The following is a 17,437-nucleotide window of genomic DNA, read 5'->3' on the forward strand; positions in this document are numbered from 1 at the left end:
AGTCTACTCATGAAAAAAATCAGTGTCTTACTTATTTTTATTGCCATAACAGCTTGTACAACACAGGGCGCCTACGACGTAATACAAGCAAATCAGAAGCACACTTGTAACGAATATCGAGGCCAACAACGGGATGACTGTTTGGACTCTTTCAGTCAATCCTATGAACAATACAGCGAAAACCGTGAAGCATACGATTAAATATAAGCACTAAAAAAAAGACATCTACTTAGAGCTTTTCAGCCAACTAAAACCTGCGGGATAGCTATGATAACCATCAAAATCCGCCTTACCTAAATGGATACCTACTGACTTTGCGATGCTATAAACCATGCTGATATGGAAGAAAAAATTGGGCAATATGTAATGATGTAAAAATTCGGGTTGTGGTAGGCTAAGTTCGACAAAACCCGCCTTTTCTCCAAGCAACACATCTTTGTTCAAGGCCTCTAACTTAGGCAATTTATTAAGGTAACCTAGGGTAGCCGATATTTGCTCTCGAACTGCACTTTTGTCATCACTTCCCTTATCAAAAGAAACGACTTCAACACCCACCAGAGGACAATAGCCACGCAAGGCAAAATTAGCCGCTATACGGGCATTGGTTGCTAAACAAAACATATCAGCGGACAAAGAGGCCGAGAAGTGTTCTTCTGGAACCTGTTGTAGCATTTTATCAAGTTGATTAAGGTAATGAGCCAATAACGCCTTTAAATCGATATCCATACTACTCCTAACCTAGATAGTTTCTTCCTATCTAATTAAATGCACACAGTACAGCGAATATAAAACATGAGACCACCAATGAAAATGGAATTTACCGCAATAAAACCAGACGAGTTTGCAGCGCTATTTACTGTGGTTAAACAAGGGATCTACCCTTATGTGGAAGAATGCTTTAGCTGGAACGATGACGTTCAACGTGATCGCCTGATTAACGACTATCAACCACATTGGTTTCATTGGCTTATGATGGATAGAAAACAAATAGGGCTGGTGTGCTTTAAACCCTATGATGATGCCTTTCATATTCACTTACTGATACTACTGCCTGACTATCAAAAACAGGGCTTTGGTAAAAAGGTCATGCAACAGATTCATCAACGAGCAAAACAAGAGTCTAAGCGTAAAATAACCCTATCCAGTTTTTCAGCCAATCAAGGTGCACTGAGGTTTTATCAATCACTTGACTATCAAACCACAGCAAAGGACGAGCAATTCCATTGCCTCGCCCTCTTACTTTAGATTTATTCATGACAATATTGGATACTGTGTTTTCTAAATCTAAGCGACCTCTTCCCAAGCAGGAAATGGATCCGCCAATGCCATCCATGCCGCTTTGCCTGCCAATAGCTCTTGCTCGGTTAATAAGCACCCATCTAAGGTGGCCGCTATAGCCTCTTTGTCTAAGTTTTGTCCAATAAACACCAATTCCTGACGCATATCACCAAAAGGTTCCACCCACTGAGCTTCAATGGAAGCAAGGTAATCAGGGTCTTCCGGCCAGCGATTTTTAGGCACCGCTTTCCAAAACATGCCAGCAAAACCATAATGGGCAATCCCCCCCGCTTGACTCCATTGCCCTGCAAATTCTGGCCGACTTGCTAGCCAAAAGTAACCTTTAGAGCGCAGCAGCTTTCCAAATGCTTCAGTATTATGAAGGAAGTCAAAAAAACGCTGTGGATGAAAAGGACGACGCGCCAAATAAGCAAAACTTCCGATACCATACTCTTGCGTTTCAGGCACATGCTCGCCACGCATTTCTTTCAGCCAACCAGCCGCTTGTTGCGCCCGCTCGAAGCTAAACTTTCCCGTTCCTAAAAGGCGTTTTGGCTCTATGTTGCCCTGTCGAATGGCAATAATTTCGGCCTCTGTATTCAAGGAGCAGAGTATTGACTCTAACTGGTGCAATGCTTTTTCACTGACTAAATCCGTTTTACTAATTAGAATCACATCTGCAAATTCCACTTGCTCAATCAATAAGTCCGCGACACTACGCTCATCCTCTTCTCCTAATGACTCCCCTGTTTCCTTCAAGGCACTAGCCTCTTCATAATCCTTCATAAAATTGACCGCATCCACCACTGTCACCATGGTATCAAGCTGAGCAACATCCGATAAACTCACCCCATTTTCATCAGCGAACGTGAAGGTTTCCGCCACGGGAAGCGGCTCAGAAATCCCCGTTGACTCGATCAGTAAATAATCAAAGCGCTTGTCCTGTGCCAGTTTACTGACTTCAATCAAGAGATCTTCTCGCAAGGTACAACAGATACAACCATTGCTCATTTCGACTAATTTTTCTTCGCTACGATTCAACGACACATCTTGCGAAATCGTCGCCGCATCGATGTTTATCTCACTCATATCATTAACAATAACCGCGACTTTTAATCCCTCACGGTTATTTAATATGTGACTCAATACGGTGGTTTTACCCGCCCCCAAAAAGCCAGACAACACAGTAACAGGCAATTTACCTTGATGGTTTCCCATGATTTTCTCCTACAACAATGAAATGTTATAATATAACATTTCATTGTTGATGAGTAGATATCCAACATCAGCGACACGGTAAGAAAAGCGAAAATATACTTATTCAGTATCTTGCGGTGAAAAGTGCCGCCGATAAAAATCGGTCATGGCATGTTTTGGATTAGCTGAAAAATATTGCCAGCCCCAACCTTGATAGTGATTTAACGCTCTCCGGTTAGTTCGGCTCACGGATAATAAAGCCCCCTTACAGCCTTTCTCCATAAGTTGCTCCGCAATAAATTGTTGCAGTTGAGCGGCCAAACCAGAGCCACGGTATTCAGAAATCAAGTAGATCAAATTCACATAGCCGGTATCAGCAAGCTCAGAAAAAGCTCTGAACTCTAGCTGACCAATAATTTTACCTTGCGCCCATAAATGAAAATAAAAGTAGTCCGGATTGCCAACTTTAAGGAAAAGGTTGTCTTGATAACCTACTATGGAAGCTTCAAACCCTTCATAGGTATCGAAGCTACAAAAATACGAATCCCTGCGAAAATCAACACAGGTTTGAAAATCGTCTTCCACATTGATTCTTTTAAAATCTACTTCCATGACTTTCTTCTACCTAGGTTAAAAAGCCCTCTATCAAAGAGGGCTTCGTATCACGATCCAGCTATCTTAGCTCAGAACATAGAAATTCACTTATTCTATAGGTGAAAGTAAATCTGGGTTAACCACTAGGTTTCTTACCCCATGGGCATGGTCTTCTTTAAAGACGTTATCGCTATCACACCAATCGCCAATCGTCTCAATATTCACTTTCTCTACTTTAGGACGAACATTCCATGTTACCTGATAAGGAGAGGCTTTTTCATTATAGCCAGGCCCCGTTGTTGAACCCGCATAAGTTACTGGAGTGCCTGTATTATTCGGAATATCGGTGGCTTGATAAAGGCCATCACGTACACCATGGGCAGTCAATTTATTGAAATCAAGCGCTTGATTATCATTGACCGCCACATAGACTTGCGCTTCCACACGTAACTGAGGATTCTTTATTTCATCGCTAATGCAAGACCCGAGTGTTGGGCCCGGCTTTACCTGAGCAGACGAGTAAACATAATGTACTTCAATGGTGTCACCAGGGAATACTTGGCTATGCTTACTCTTACAGACAGAGCCACCCTTAATAGGCTTAAGCTCTTCAGCAGTCAGTTTGCCCGCATAAACATAACCAGTTTGATAACCTTCACCATTGCCGTTACCCGCATATTGAGTGAACTCTCCCCCTTTATGCTCGGCATTTTTATGGAAATGGATATTACAGAGGTTCATTTTGGTCGACACTGGCGCGGCGCCAAAGCTTCGAATATTACGGCCAAACTTAAGATCAATATCTCGTGGGGCTTGAGGACCAAAACCTTTTCCTTCCGTATTTTCAGCTAACTCATGTCGCTGTTCACTGATGGTTTCATCAGAAACTACCTTGTGTTCGCCAGCCAACACAGCACCAGAAAGAAGCGTAAAACCAACCACCCCAACCACTTTATTCATTCTCATCATTAACACCTTAGTTCGATTTAGATCATAGGAAAACCAACTTTTTATTCAATCCATGATGAAAAGCACTGCTCCAGTATAGGAGGGAGAGACCTATTTCTAAGAGAGAAAACCAAGGAAGTTATGCCGTAAAAGTGTGAACTTTATGAAAAAAGCATGTTTTCTATAAAAAGTAATGATTTTGAAACAATACCCATGTAGGGGCTTAAATTAAGCCATTTCTAAATATTTTAGTCTCTTTTTCAGGATTCAAATTCCCCTTATCCCTAATCATTGAGAACAGAGTTGCAACGCATTCAAAAAAGACACAGAATAAAAAACATCGTTCTAAATAATAAAAGGAAAATAGAACAAAATGCACTTAGATAGTACAGATTTGCAACTACTTGCTTTAATTCAAACTAATGATAGTATCTCGACAGAAGCCATGGCGCAGCAAGTTGGGTTATCAAAAACGCCCTGCTGGAGACGCGTACAAAAACTAGAAAACGCAGGCTTTATTAAACGTCGAGTTGCCCTCTTGGACGCCGACAAACTAGAACTGGGGGTATCCGTTTTTGTACAAGTAAAAACCAATCAGCACGATGCAAACTGGGCAACTGAATTTGCTCGCATTGTGGCCGGGTTTCCTGAAGTGGTTGAATTTTATCGCATGGCAGGAGAATACGACTATTTACTGCGCGTCTTAGTAAAAGACATTCCAGCTTATGACAATTTTTATAAACGATTAATTAGCGCAACCGCTTTAACCGATGTCACTTCTAACTTCGCCATGGAACAAATTAAATGGACCACGGAGTTACCTTTGCCTAATAACCAAGAGTGAAGAATGAACAGACTGTTAAGCGATTAAGCGCACTCAAACTTAGGTGTAACCAATGCTGACAGCGGTTGAAAATAATAAGCAAGTCTCTGAACAAGAAGACCTACTCTCTCACATTCGTAACGGTATAATAGGCAAGGACACCCCTATTACCACACCTTTTGGACAAAGAGTCTTAACCTATGCCGATTATACGGCATCGGCCCGCAGTCTGGACTTCATCGAAGATGCCATTCGCCAATACGTTCTCCCCTTCTACGCCAACACCCATACAGAAGCAAACGCCACCGGACAACAAACCACGGCATTTCGAGAGCAAGCCCGCCAGCAAATTCGCTCTGCCGTTAATGCCAGTGACGACGACCTAATATTATTTTGTGGTAGCGGTGCCACCAGTGCGATCAACACACTCATTAGCCAGTTAAATTTGCGCCAATTAAGTGCTTCGAAAAAAGCTGAACTCTGCATTTTCATAGGCCCTTACGAACATCACTCTAATGAATTGCCTTGGCGAGAATTAGGAGTAGAAGTCATTCGAATTGCTGAAGCAGAGACAGGAGGAGCTTGTCTCATTTCACTCGAAGAACAGCTAAAACGACAGCAAGGCAAATACCTGATTGGTAGCTTTAGCGCAGCTTCAAACGTAACAGGTATTCTCTGCGATCAAGACGCTATTACCTCATTATTACATAGCTACAACGCCCTCGCCCTTTGGGACTTTGCCGCAGCAGCACCCTATGTCGATTTAGACATGAACCCACAAGGTGATAAGACACTTGCTAAAGACGCTCTTTTCTTTTCTACCCATAAATTTATTGGTGGCCCAAGCACACCAGGTATTTTAGTGGTCAAAAAAGCCATCATTAAAAATGATAAACCTAGCCTCATTGGCGGTGGCACCGTGTCTTTTGTCACACCAAACAACCACACCTTTTTACCAATAGGCGAGCGCCGCGAAGAAGGCGGCACCCCTAGCATTATAGAATCGATTCGTGCAGGTTTGGTTCTTCAGCTAAAACAAGAAGTGGGTACAAAAGTCATCGAGTCACGAGAACATGAACTGGTAAAATTGATAGACAAACACTGGCACCAACACCCAAAAATCGAGCAACTGGGCAATCATCAGGCTGCTCGTTTATCGATTACCTCTTTTAGAATCAAAACCGATGAGGGCTATTTACATCATGGCTTTGTCACCGCGTTGTTAAATGATTTATTTGGCATTCAAGTACGCGGCGGCTGTTCTTGCGCAGGCCCTTATGGACACCAGTTACTAGGTATAAACACACAGCAGTCGAAGCGTATTCAGGAAGCGTTACTAAAAGGTGAAAAGCTCGTCAAACCAGGTTGGGTGAGGTTCAATCTCAACTATTTTTTAGAAGATTCAGAAGCCCAGTTCATCTTAGAAGCGATCGATTTTGTTGCAGAACACGGACTGACTATTCTACCCTACTACGCCTACGATCAAACGGCCGACCTATGGCGCTTTCAGGGCAAATCCACAACGCCTATGTTATTGAGTGATGCATTTAAATTTCAACCTATAGCTGAATCAGTCCAATCAATAGCTGAGGCTAGAAACACTTACTTATTAATAGCACATGACATAGTGCAAGGCTGTCATTCAGGACATTACAAGAAACAACCTCAGCCCTTCGATCACAGCTTTAACGATATAAAATGCTTTGTTTTATCACAGGAATAATAAGCCCCCTTCTAACAAAACACATAAATTACGTCATTAAAAACGCAGCCATAAATTCCATTAAAACGTTATGATTTAACAAATAACACCATCACCTAACGATAGTTCGCCACACTCCGGTAACATTTCAACACTTATTCTATCTGGGTATAAAGGCATTTTTTTGCTATAAATCAGTATCTACTTACCTATTAATCAACGACATAGCACTAAACTAAAATACATTTTAGCTGGAATTTTTTATGCCTGTTCACAACACCTCGCGTCCTAAATTTCGACCTATTATCAACCTCCTTCTCTTGCTTTCATTTTTTAGCTCAATAAGCAGCGCATCGACATTATCCACTGTTATCGACAGAGGAGACCTTAATTGTGGTGTCTACCCTGACGACCCAGGGCGCAGTGCGATTTCCGTAAAAGGCCATTGGAGAGGCTTTTATGTCGATTTTTGCAAGGCAGTTGCTGCTGCCGTATTAAAAAACCCAAATTACATAAATTATGTTGAAGTGAAAGCTAAGACACGATTTACATCTTTAGAAGATAAGGTCGTCGATGTTGTTATGTATAGTTCTACTTGGACATTAGGGCGAGAAAACAAATACCACATTCGCTTCCCAGCCATCTACCTATTTGATGGACAAGGCTTTGTCGTTCGTAAGAGTTCAAACATAAAGTCTTTAGCCGATCTCAATGGAAAAAACATTTGTGTAACAGAAAACACAACAACGCAGAAAAACATTGAAGAGTACATAACGACCCAAAATTTCAATAGCACCATTATATTTGTCAATGGTGATCAATTTTTCCGTAGTAACGTGTGTGATGCTTATACCGCAGATCGCATGAACCTATTAATCAACTTAGCAAACCGTACAGATAGACAAGAAGATTACTCGGTATTACCAATGACGTTTTCACGTGAACCCATTGGGCCAACAGTGAGAGATGATGACCCGCAATGGGAAAAAATCATTCGCTCCGTGGTACAGGCAACTATCTTGGCCGAAGAAAAAGGCATCACCTCGAGCAATGTAGATTTGATTAGAAAAACGAGTAAAAACATAGAAATCAATAATTTATTAGGAAACAGTGGGAGTATAGGAGTACAGCTAGGCCTAGATCCAGATTGGGCCTATCGAGTTATAAAAGCAGTAGGGAATTACGAAGAAATCTTTAATCGCTATTTTGGTCCCGGAACTCCAGTTGATACAAAACGAGGTCTGAATGCGCTATGGAGTGATGGCGGCATACTATTCGCGCCTCCATTTAAGTAATTATCATCCGGACCTATATCTAGGAGTAAATAAGTGCATTCTAAGAGTCGTACCTGGCTAAAACCACTTGATCGAATAGGGTTTCGCCTAAACTTGGTACTGTTTGCTGTATTGGGATTCTATTTACTAACCAGTAGTTACAGTATTTATACTTTATGGCAGCAGGCAAAAGAGTTTAAGGTACTTTCACATGTCCAGTTTGAACGCGCCATGTATGCTGCCGAGCTATCAAGAAATACTGAGCTCCTGACAGCAAAAACATTAGAAAAAATAATTAGCCAACAGTACAGTAATGTAGACCCTCAGCACTTAAGTGAAAGCTTCAAGCAATTCTTCAATACAATTCGCAATAAGCTCTTAGCTAATTCGGAACAAGAAAAGCAGCGCCTACAAGATATAGATAGGCTTAGCACTCAATATTTCCATTCACTGGAATTTCTAGATGATCAAATTTTCGAAGCAAAAAAACTGAATAGAGAGATCAATGAAATCAAGAAAGAGCTCATTGATTTTCAAGAAAACAATACCTTCAAAGAAAATATATCAGAATCAAACATCATTCTTTACAAGTTATTAATAGATACCGCTAACACAACCGTTTTAGCTTTATATTCAGAAAGTCCAGGTCAACTAAACAGACTAATGACGTCTACACAATCCAACATTAATGAGATGTCGGCTGTAAACAACAAGAACAAGAATCAAGACTTACTCTTTGAAAAAATAAAAAGCCTCTCAGAGCTGACTCTTGTTACAAAAAACAAAAAGATCAAACAACGCCTCTCTATTCTTGGGGCAGCACGTCAAACACGTCTTTCTGCACAGCGCTTAAGTAGTGCTTGCTTTGAGTTTTACTTATCTGTAAAAAATGCCACAAATGAAGCTTCTAACAAACACAGTAAACTGATTAATTCTGTCGTCGTTAAAATTTTTATATTTAGTTTAGCTTTTTTAGCTCTAACCATTCTTTCCTTCTGGTTCATACAACATTATTTAATTCGCAGACTAAATGTTCTCAGTAAAGTTATGATCCAACACATCAACGGTAATCCAGTTAAGATTCCCCAATCAGGAAAAGATGAAATCTCAGTCATTGCTAAAGCCTTTTCTATTTTTGTTGATTCAACAACAAAAGCAAAATCAGAGTCATTAAAAGCTCAAAAAGAGGCAGAAGAAGCCAATGAGAAATTGCTCGAATTGAATGAATCATTACAACTGATCAGTCAAACCGACGACCTAACTAAGATAGCTAACCGCCGTCACTTTTTTAACCGATTAAGAGATGACTGGGAAGCCGCTAAAACATCGCAACACCATCTCAGTATTATCATGATCGACTTGGACTACTTTAAAGCCTACAACGACTTTTATGGACATCAAGAAGGAGATAAATGCTTATATCAAGTCAGTCAAATTCTTAAGTCACACATAGATACGACAGCCGGTATGATTGCTCGTTATGGTGGCGAAGAGTTTATCGTACTACTACCAGAATTTAATCAACAAGAAACCTACAAACTCGCGAATAGCCTAAAAGCATCTATACTAGAAAAAGCAATTCCTCATGAAAAATCGTCACTGGGTCTAGTAACTTTAAGCATAGGAATCGCCACTCAAATACCAAACTCCAATAATAATCCAGAGCAACTTATTTCTATTGCAGACCAAGCATTGTATGACGCAAAACATAATGGGCGTAATACGGTATGTGGCATTCAAACAACTTAAGACAACGAAAGCGCCACCAGCGACTCCCAAAATAGAGTGAAACACATCAGCCAATTATGTTTGCTTATGGCGTTTTATCGTCATCGAATGAGAACCAGAGGCGAGTACAAATTCATTGTCTCCTTGAAAGCGCCATTGACCAGATAAGACCACAGACGCACTTACCCCAGAAGGTAGTGTGACGTCCCAGACTACCTCATCAGGCTCCCCCATCTGCCAATGGCTTTTAATTAAACCAGTGGTCGCCTCATATTCGGCATCCACCAAGCCAATTCGCGGATCAAAAATGGGCCTCATCTGTATTTTTCGGTAACCCGGAGCGGCCTCGTCCCAATCGATGCCAGCCAGTCGAGACCATATCCATTCTCCAATAGCACCATAGGCATAATGGTTAAAAGAGTTCATCGCTTTGCTTTGAAAGCCTTTTTCAGGTGTCCAACCATCCCAGCGCTCCCAGATCGTGGTTGCCCCCTGTTTAATAGAGAACCCCCAAGACGGATAGGTATCCTTTAGTAATAAATCGACAGCCTTTTCTGGAGATATATACTCACTAATCACAGGCGCTAGATGACGAACGCCAAGAAAGCCTGTCTGCAAATGCCCTTCCGACTCCCTGAGCAAACGGGATAGTTTATCTGCCAACATCACCGTCATTTTGTTAGGCAATAGTTTAAAATCGAGTGCTAATAAATAGGCCGTTTGAGTATTGCCAGATAAGGAGCCATCTTCCAGTAAAAAGCGCTTTAAGAAGGCGATTCTTATCCTCTTCGCCAACAACAACCATGGCAAAGCGTCTTTCTTTAGAACCCTAGCAATATCAGCCATAATATCGGCAAGATGAATCCAATAAGCCGTATTGATCAAGGCGCGATCCGTTTCCTCTCCAACCGCTAACCAATCACCATAATTGTTATGCACCTCGTTAACCCGAATACCATCTGGATTGGCCGACTCAACAACCCCCATCCACTTAACAAAAGGCAGCCAACAGCGACTTAACAAGGCTTTATCCTCATAACGTAAGTAGTTATGCCAAGCTAAAATTATTGGTGCATCCCCCCATGCAGGCGCTCCAGGCTGCGCCGTTAAGCGATAAGGGTTTAACGGTTTAGTCGGCGCAACGTCAGGGAAAACACCTTCTTCAGATTGCCCATCGATTAGGTCTTCCATCCATTTCCTAAGAAAGGCGGAAACGTCCATAAAATAGCCCGCCGTACGCCAAAAAACCTGCGCATCAGCAGACCAACCATAGCGCTCATCACGCTGTGGGCAATCCGTTGGCACGGATAAAAAGTTACCCCGCTGGCTCCAAAATATATTGGACAGCAACTGGTTTACCATGGCATTGCCCGTTTTTATTTTTCCAGTGATAGGCAAATCGGTTTGAATCGCAATGGCTGTCAATTTAAGGTCCGTTACAGGTGCTGATACACTAACACCAAGGTATTGAAAACCATGAAAAGTAAAATGAGGCTTAAAGGTTTCTAAACCCTCCCCCTTGCAAATATAGATATCTTCCGACACCGCATAACGTAGATTTTCTGTATACAGTTCGCCTTGCTCATTTAGACGTTCGGCATGGCGAAGTAGAATTCTTGTTCCTGCGGGAGCTGCCACTTGCAATTCCACATAGCCTGCTAGGTTTTGACCGAAATCATAAACACACTCGCCAGAGGCCGTAACTTTCACCGAATGATGTTCAAGACAAGCCACTTCTCTTGCCGGATCAACTCGGCTTGCTTCTAGTAATGGCGCCTTTGGCTCCGGTTGATAAACTTCTACCGGTTGCCAATTATGTGGCTCAAATTGTGGCTCAGACCAACCGAACATTTCCAAACGGGCGTCGTACATTTCTCCCACTAAAAAATCGGAATAACAGATTGGCCCCTGTTTGGTTTGCCATTGATCATCACTAATAAGTAACTCAATGCGGCCATCAGAAAACTCAAGATGCAATTGGCACATAAACCCCGGACGACCACCATAATGGTTGCCCGCTCGACGTTGATTGTGACCAATTCGACCAGAGTACCAACCTTCTCCGAGCACAACTCCAATGGTATTTTGCGAGGTATTTAACAACGGGTTAACATCATAACTCTGATATTCAACCCTAAGGTGATAATCCGTCCAGCCAGGCGCCATCACTTCATCACTGACCCGTGAACCGTTAATGTACAGTTCATAAAGACCAAGCGCAGTAACATAAATAAAAGCCCTAACAGGCGTCTCATCCAAATCGAAATTTCGACGCAGATAATCAGCGGGGCGTGCTTGAAACCGGTTATCGTAATGATTGTCTTGTGGTATTTCGCGACCCGCAGGAAGTACAAAATAACGGGCAATCCATTGGGCTTGCCAATCACTTGTCCCTAAGCCTGTAAAGAACTGCGCAGGCTCAGAATGTCCAGATGTTTTCCCCTTATCATCCCACACTTGAACTGCCCACCAGATGAGGGAATCGCGAACCAGCACTTTGCCATTCCATGGGATAGAGCATAAAGCACCATCAACCATGCCACTGTCCCAAAGACGACCAACGCCCTGCTCTATTTCCTGTTTGGACTCACCGGCAATGATACGCCAAGCACTCATCTCTCCCTGACCCTTTAGACTCCACGACAGTTCGGGTAACAGCTGGTTAAGTCCGCGCGGTAACCTTAAATGCTCACAACGTAAACGGCAGGCTTGAAGACTGCCGCCTTGAACAGAAGAAGATTGAGAAGAGGGACGGTCGATAAACATATTACAATTCCAACGCTCGCTCCCTAGCATTACCAATATGACTGTCCATGGCTTCCATGGCGGCATTTCGGTCACGGGCTAATAGCGCATCAATTACCTTAAGATGATCACCAAACGCCGCTGGCAAGGTCAGAGAATTCAATCGAATACGATCCAATTTAATAAGCCGTATGCGAATATTATTAATGTCGTAAGCACTCATTAAGAGTTCATTGCGCGTTGCCTGCATTAGCAAGGAATGAAAACCGCTATCAATTTCTTGCCCACGATGCAGTAACTCTTCAGTAGCCCCCACTTTCACAGCTTCGATCATTTCAATATGCAGTGCTTTTTGTTCAAGTAATGTTTCATCGGGCATATTTTTTAGCGCATATAGCACGGCTTCTCTTTCTAACGCCGCGCGCATTTGAAAAGCATCTCGGATCATTTGCAAATCAATTGCTGGAATCATGATGCCTTTTTGAGGCAATACAGTAATCAGGTTTTCAGATTGTAAGCGCGGCAACAACTCTCTTAATGCGCCAATAGACAAGCTAAGCATTTTCACTAATTCTCGCTGACTGACCATTTGTCCAGGTCTAAGTCGACCATCCAACAATGCCTCTTGGAATTGCTCATAGGCAAGTAAACGTACTCGACCATCATTAGATTTAGCCGGAAAATCTAGCTCTTTTTGATTCATTGTTATCTCAACCATTAAAATTTAAATCATCATTTTAGAGTTCTAACTCTACTTTTAACTGTGCTCTGACATCATTCGAAAGCCCTAACAAGGGTGGCATTGTCTGAGAAAAGCTCGGTAAATTGTATGTTTCAGCCAGCATAGCTTTTAAGGCAATCAAACCACCAAGACCATCGACCAATTCAATTCGTTTGGCGGCACGGGACTCAAATGCAGGATCAACATCACCTCTATATAAAGTAACACTGTCAGCGGGAAAAAGGTTCGGCAAACCACCAATCATACCAGCCCCCCCCGCACTGACCAGACGAGTAAGAACACGGTCATCGCCAGTAAATATCGATAAGTCTGGGAAGCTGGAAACCAATTCCAAACCGCCAGCAAGATCGCCTGTCGAATCTTTAATGCCTACCACACGATGACCAAGACGAGAGACCACTTCTTTAACCAAAGCCGGAGTAAACGCCACGCCACTAAAAACAGGGAAGTTATATAAAATCACATCAAGATCTGGAGAACCCGCAGCAGCCACAACCGCTTCATAGAAATCCCCGACGCCCTTATCACCTGAAGGCGGGTAATAATAAGGCGGAATAATCAGGGCTGCGCGGCAACCCAATTCATCTGCTACCTTATAGAGTGCGGCCGCATCGTCTATTGAAGACGCGATAATACCGGGGATTTGCCGAGACATATCCATACCCTGAGCCGACATTTCTCTTAAGGCATGGATTTTTTGTTGTGCAGAAAAAGAAGCGCCCTCACCCGTTGTCCCAAATACCGATATAAAGTCACAGCCTTGAGATAACAACTTTTCGCAATGATTTTTAAGCCGCTCAAGATCAATTTCATAACTCGAATTAATCGGTGTTACTGAAGCGCCAACGATCCCTTTTAGATCTGTATTTTTACGCATTTTTTAAACCTCCAATATATGACCTTCCATCTAATACAATCTATAGTCATACAAGTGATACAACAAGTCTATACATTTGAAATATTCCCCTGTAAAGTTTTAACTAGCTAAGAGAGTGAAAATATCGCAATCTAAGTCGCCATCTCTAAAAAAATAAAAATCAATGACAATGGAGAAAAGCATGAAAATCAAAAGAATCGTTGCCGCCATGGCTTGCTGCGCTACACTTGCCGTTCCAGCATTTGCTGCCGATCAAATCGAACTGAAATTTACCACAGCTTCTGTCCCTTCAGACCTTCATACCAAGGCAATGAAGGTATTTAAAGAGGCTTTAAATACCTCGGTCCCAGGCCGTTTCGATATCCAACTTTATGATTCAGGCTCTCTCTTCAAGTCAGGGGCAGACTTAGATGCTTTGCAACGCGGCAACGTTGAAATGTCTTATTTATCCTATCAACTCATTGCCGACGCCATTCCCAAATACGGCGTACTGACCTCAGGTTACTTATTTAAAAACCCAGCCCATTACCGTGCTTTCCTTGCCTCAAAAGTGGGTCAGAAGTTTAGAGCAGATGTCGCTGCAGAAATGGATGTGCAAATTTTAGATGCCTGTTATCTAGGCACTAGAGAGTTAAACTTAAGAAAAGTCCGTGATGTTAAAACGCCAGCCGATTTGAAAGGCATTAAGCTACGTATGCCGGGATCAGACTCATGGTTATTCTTAGGTGACGCTCTAGGTGCATCAGCAACGCCAATGCCATTTGGTGAAGTATACTTAGGCCTACAAACGGGTGCTATCGATGCTCAAGATAACCCACTTCCGACTATTGAAGCCGCTAAGTTCTATGAAGTAACCAAGCAAATTGTTATGACCAACCACCTAGTCGACGCCATCAACATTGTCGTCAATAATGAAACTTGGGACAAACTTAACCAAGACGAAAAAAGCGCCATGCGAAAAGCCGCGATTACTGCATGTAATTGGAATAATACTAATCGAAAATCGGAAGAAGCGCGTTTGATTTCCGTATTTCAAGATGCTGGGTTAACCGTCTCCACACCAGACGTTGATGCTTTCCGCCAACACGTTCAAGCTTATTACTTGAATTCTGACCGCTCCGAAGACTGGGCTGAAGGTTTATTAGAAGAAGTAAATAAATTGGCTCAGGAGTAATCATTAATGACGACTCCTATTCGTAGGAGAGACCTGACTAAAATCGGCAACCTGTTATCTAAGGTTGCCGATTCAATCGGGGCACTCTTCTTCTTAATCGCCTTCGTCGGTTTTTTAGTACAAATTTTCTATCGCTATGCGCTTAACGACCCTATTCGCTGGACAGAAGAAGTCATCATGATTGTCTTCATTTGGGCCGTTTTCTGGGCCGCAGCCTTCATGGTACCCATTAAAAATCACGTTACCCTAGAAGTGGTTTATAGCGTCGTCCCCAAAAAGACCAAACGTATTTTTGCTATCATTTCCATGTTTACCATCATCCTTGCCTTCATCATTTTGATACCAGCCACCATTGAGTATCTAGATTTCCTTACCCGTAAAAAAAGCCCTGTTCTTAGGCTTCCCATGCATTGGATTTATAGCTGTTATTTACTGTTTTTAGTTGGCTTTACGATTAAATCCAGTATTCGACTATGGAAATTATTTGGCTCTGACTGGCGCAGCAATATTTAATATAGTGCCTAGACACAAGCACTCCTAAGTTCAGTAATACCTAATAGGAACAAGATACCATGGAATTTTTTGCGGACTACGCACTGCTCATCATGTTCATCCTGCTCATTGCTATCACTATTACCGGTGTACCACTTGGCATCGCCATGATCGTATCCAGCGTTTTTTACTTAATGATGTCTGGCAATGATATTGGCCTTGCCGCAGAAAACGTATTAAATGGCACTTTCGGAAATTTTGTTGCGCTGGCTGTGCCCCTGTTCATCTTCGCTGCCAACATTATGAATGCGGGCAAGGTCTCAGACCGCCTATTAACCTTTTCACTGGCTTTGGTCGGTCGAGTGCCCGGCGGCCTTGCGCAAGTCAACATTTTAACCTCGCTCATTTTCTCTGGCATGTCTGGCTCAGCGATTTCAGATGCCGCAGGTGTCGGCAAAATCATAACCGACATGATGACCAAAGATGGACGCTATCCAAGAGGCTTTGCTGGTGCTTTAACGGCAACGTCTGCGGTAGTCGGTCCTATCTTCCCGCCATCAATCCCTATGGTATTTTACGCGCTTATTTCCTCCACATCGGTGGGCGCATTATTTTTAGCGGGTGTAATACCGGCATTAATGGTTTGTATTTCTCTTGGTATCGCTGTCTTTATTATGGCAAAAGTCAGAGGCTTTCCCATTGAAAACGCGATTCCTTGGCGCGCTTTACCCATGGCATTTTTGCGAGCACTTCCCGCACTGTTAATGCCGGTTATTTTACTTGGTGGGATTTATTCCGGAGTCTTTACGCCAACAGAAGCGGCAGCTGTCTCAGCTTTTTACGCCTTATTATTAGCAACCTTTGCCTATCGCGTTTTGGGCCTTAGAGATTTTTGGAATGTGGTCGTTGAGACGGTCAAAACCACCGCAGTGGTGACACTGGTACTCTGTGGTGCCTTTATTTTTAACTATGTGATTACCGTTGAGCAGCTTCCCCAAGGCGTATTTGAAATATTCAGTTCATGGAACCTCAGCCCAGCTGAATTCTTAATTGTACTCAACATACTGTATTTGATCATGGGCTGCTTCTTGGATGTGTCTACCATTATGTTGGTCGTCACACCCCTGTTTATTCCTAGTGCCATGCTACTCGGTATCGACCTAAACCATCTAGGTATCGTCTTAGTCTTTAATATGATGATAGGGCTTATCACACCGCCATACGGCATTTTGCTTTATATTATTAAGGCGCTTAACGGTATTCCTGTGGGAGAAATGATTAAAGAGGTATGGATCTTCCTCGCCATCCTCATTGGCTTATTAGTGGTGTTTACTTTTTCACCAAATTTGGTTCTTTGGTTGCCGAGGGTCGCAGGAATGCTATAAGACCTTAAATGGCATACCTTCTCGCACTATACCCGTACTCAGGACATTGGCTCTTAAGCCACCACGGTGAAGCCAAGCTTTAACAACCTGTGGTGGCGTTAACGAGCCATTCGCCAATGACCGACCAAGTGAAGCACAAGGTTCACACAAATCAACGCCGTAAAAGCGCACATCGCCAATGGTAAATTCTTTGCCAACCAATTGGTTAAGTCGCACACCTTGTGTGACTATGTTTCTACGAGTATCAGCCAGCGCGATGCTTTGGCCAAAGTTAGCATTAAAAGCGACAATCTCTTCACTCTCTACAAAAGTAATATTTGGGCCATCATCGCCTTTTTTCCCATAATATCTATCGCCCACTATGCCCTTGCCCGCATCGACTTTGACAGCGTCAATTCCCACCTGAGACAATTTAGATTTTTTCGCGACAAAGATTGCTTGGATCACCTAGTGCCTCCTAACATTTATTTTATAGTCG

17 protein-coding genes are annotated in these 17,437 nt (G+C 42.6%); 9 read left to right on the forward strand and 8 right to left on the reverse strand.

The window, feature by feature from the left end; translation table 11 throughout:
- Positions 1-9 precede the first annotated feature (9 nt).
- The gene (locus tag I8J31_RS06945) at positions 10-201 is read left to right on the forward strand and encodes a hypothetical protein (protein WP_199467553.1); all 192 of its coding nucleotides are present in this window, start codon (positions 10-12) and stop codon (positions 199-201) included.
- A 24-nt stretch (positions 202-225) separates the two neighbouring features.
- Here I8J31_RS06945 and I8J31_RS06950 read toward each other — a convergent pair whose 3' ends face one another.
- The gene (locus I8J31_RS06950) at positions 226-726 is read right to left on the reverse strand and encodes a DUF1993 family protein (protein WP_199467554.1); all 501 of its coding nucleotides are present in this window, start codon (positions 724-726) and stop codon (positions 226-228) included.
- A 78-nt stretch (positions 727-804) separates the two neighbouring features.
- Between I8J31_RS06950 and I8J31_RS06955 the strand changes: the two genes are divergently transcribed.
- The gene (locus tag I8J31_RS06955; RefSeq protein ID WP_199467555.1) at positions 805-1,245 is read left to right on the forward strand and encodes a GNAT family N-acetyltransferase; all 441 of its coding nucleotides are present in this window, start codon (positions 805-807) and stop codon (positions 1,243-1,245) included.
- Positions 1,246-1,284: 39 nt separating this feature from the next.
- Here the strand turns inward: I8J31_RS06955 and zigA are convergent, their stop codons facing one another.
- From zigA to I8J31_RS06970, 3 genes are all read right to left on the reverse strand, one after another.
- Positions 1,285-2,496: a zinc metallochaperone GTPase ZigA gene (gene zigA, locus I8J31_RS06960; protein WP_199467556.1), complete on the reverse strand. Its 1,212-nt coding sequence runs from the start codon at positions 2,494-2,496 to the stop codon at positions 1,285-1,287.
- A 99-nt stretch (positions 2,497-2,595) separates the two neighbouring features.
- The gene (locus tag I8J31_RS06965) at positions 2,596-3,087 is read right to left on the reverse strand and encodes a GNAT family N-acetyltransferase (protein WP_199467557.1); all 492 of its coding nucleotides are present in this window, start codon (positions 3,085-3,087) and stop codon (positions 2,596-2,598) included.
- A 90-nt stretch (positions 3,088-3,177) separates the two neighbouring features.
- A complete protein-coding gene (locus I8J31_RS06970; protein ID WP_199467614.1) occupies positions 3,178-4,029 on the reverse strand; it encodes a delta-class carbonic anhydrase in 852 nt (283 codons plus the stop codon).
- Between the two features lie 361 nt (positions 4,030-4,390).
- On the opposite strand from I8J31_RS06970, the gene I8J31_RS06975 reads away from it, so the two are divergent.
- From I8J31_RS06975 to I8J31_RS21090, 4 genes are all read left to right on the forward strand, one after another.
- Positions 4,391-4,861 (forward strand): Lrp/AsnC family transcriptional regulator, encoded by a 471-nt coding sequence (locus I8J31_RS06975; RefSeq protein WP_199467558.1) that lies wholly within the window; start codon positions 4,391-4,393, stop codon positions 4,859-4,861.
- A gap of 52 nt (positions 4,862-4,913) precedes the next feature.
- Positions 4,914-6,563 carry an aminotransferase class V-fold PLP-dependent enzyme gene (locus tag I8J31_RS06980; RefSeq protein ID WP_199467559.1) on the forward strand — a complete coding sequence of 550 codons (1,650 nt, stop codon included), beginning with the start codon at positions 4,914-4,916 and terminating at the stop codon, positions 6,561-6,563.
- Positions 6,564-6,805: 242 nt separating this feature from the next.
- The gene (locus I8J31_RS06985) at positions 6,806-7,837 is read left to right on the forward strand and encodes an amino acid ABC transporter substrate-binding protein (RefSeq protein ID WP_199467560.1); all 1,032 of its coding nucleotides are present in this window, start codon (positions 6,806-6,808) and stop codon (positions 7,835-7,837) included.
- A gap of 33 nt (positions 7,838-7,870) precedes the next feature.
- Entirely contained in the window at positions 7,871-9,565 is a 1,695-nt protein-coding gene (locus I8J31_RS21090; RefSeq protein WP_199467561.1) for a diguanylate cyclase, read from the forward strand.
- Between the two features lie 54 nt (positions 9,566-9,619).
- Here the strand turns inward: I8J31_RS21090 and I8J31_RS06995 are convergent, their stop codons facing one another.
- The 3 genes from I8J31_RS06995 to I8J31_RS07005 are packed head-to-tail and all read right to left on the reverse strand — an operon-like array spanning position 9,620 to position 13,908.
- Complete coding sequence (locus I8J31_RS06995; RefSeq protein ID WP_199467562.1) at positions 9,620-12,310, reverse strand: alpha-L-rhamnosidase; 2,691 nt, start codon at positions 12,308-12,310, stop codon at positions 9,620-9,622.
- Between the two features lies 1 nt (position 12,311).
- Positions 12,312-12,992, reverse strand: a complete 681-nt coding sequence (locus tag I8J31_RS07000; protein ID WP_199467563.1) for a GntR family transcriptional regulator — start codon at positions 12,990-12,992, stop codon at positions 12,312-12,314.
- A gap of 34 nt (positions 12,993-13,026) precedes the next feature.
- A complete protein-coding gene (locus tag I8J31_RS07005; protein ID WP_199467564.1) occupies positions 13,027-13,908 on the reverse strand; it encodes a dihydrodipicolinate synthase family protein in 882 nt (293 codons plus the stop codon).
- A gap of 181 nt (positions 13,909-14,089) precedes the next feature.
- Between I8J31_RS07005 and I8J31_RS07010 the strand changes: the two genes are divergently transcribed.
- From I8J31_RS07010 to I8J31_RS07020, 3 genes are read left to right on the forward strand one after another with little or no spacing between them, the layout of a single operon-like run.
- Complete coding sequence (locus tag I8J31_RS07010) at positions 14,090-15,082, forward strand: sialic acid TRAP transporter substrate-binding protein SiaP (protein WP_199467565.1); 993 nt, start codon at positions 14,090-14,092, stop codon at positions 15,080-15,082.
- Between the two features lie 6 nt (positions 15,083-15,088).
- On the forward strand, positions 15,089-15,595 hold the full coding sequence (locus tag I8J31_RS07015) for a TRAP transporter small permease (protein WP_199467566.1): 507 nt from the start codon (positions 15,089-15,091) through the stop codon (positions 15,593-15,595).
- 59 nt (positions 15,596-15,654) lie between these two features.
- Entirely contained in the window at positions 15,655-16,959 is a 1,305-nt protein-coding gene (locus I8J31_RS07020; protein WP_233402637.1) for a TRAP transporter large permease, read from the forward strand.
- Here I8J31_RS07020 and I8J31_RS07025 read toward each other — a convergent pair.
- Positions 16,954-17,406, reverse strand: a complete 453-nt coding sequence (locus tag I8J31_RS07025; RefSeq protein ID WP_199467567.1) for an MOSC domain-containing protein — start codon at positions 17,404-17,406, stop codon at positions 16,954-16,956. The genes I8J31_RS07020 and I8J31_RS07025 overlap by 6 nt on opposite strands.
- Positions 17,407-17,437 lie beyond the last annotated feature (31 nt).

This window comes from Marinomonas transparens (assembly GCF_016463975.1).
Classification (GTDB): domain Bacteria; phylum Pseudomonadota; class Gammaproteobacteria; order Pseudomonadales; family Marinomonadaceae; genus Marinomonas; species Marinomonas transparens.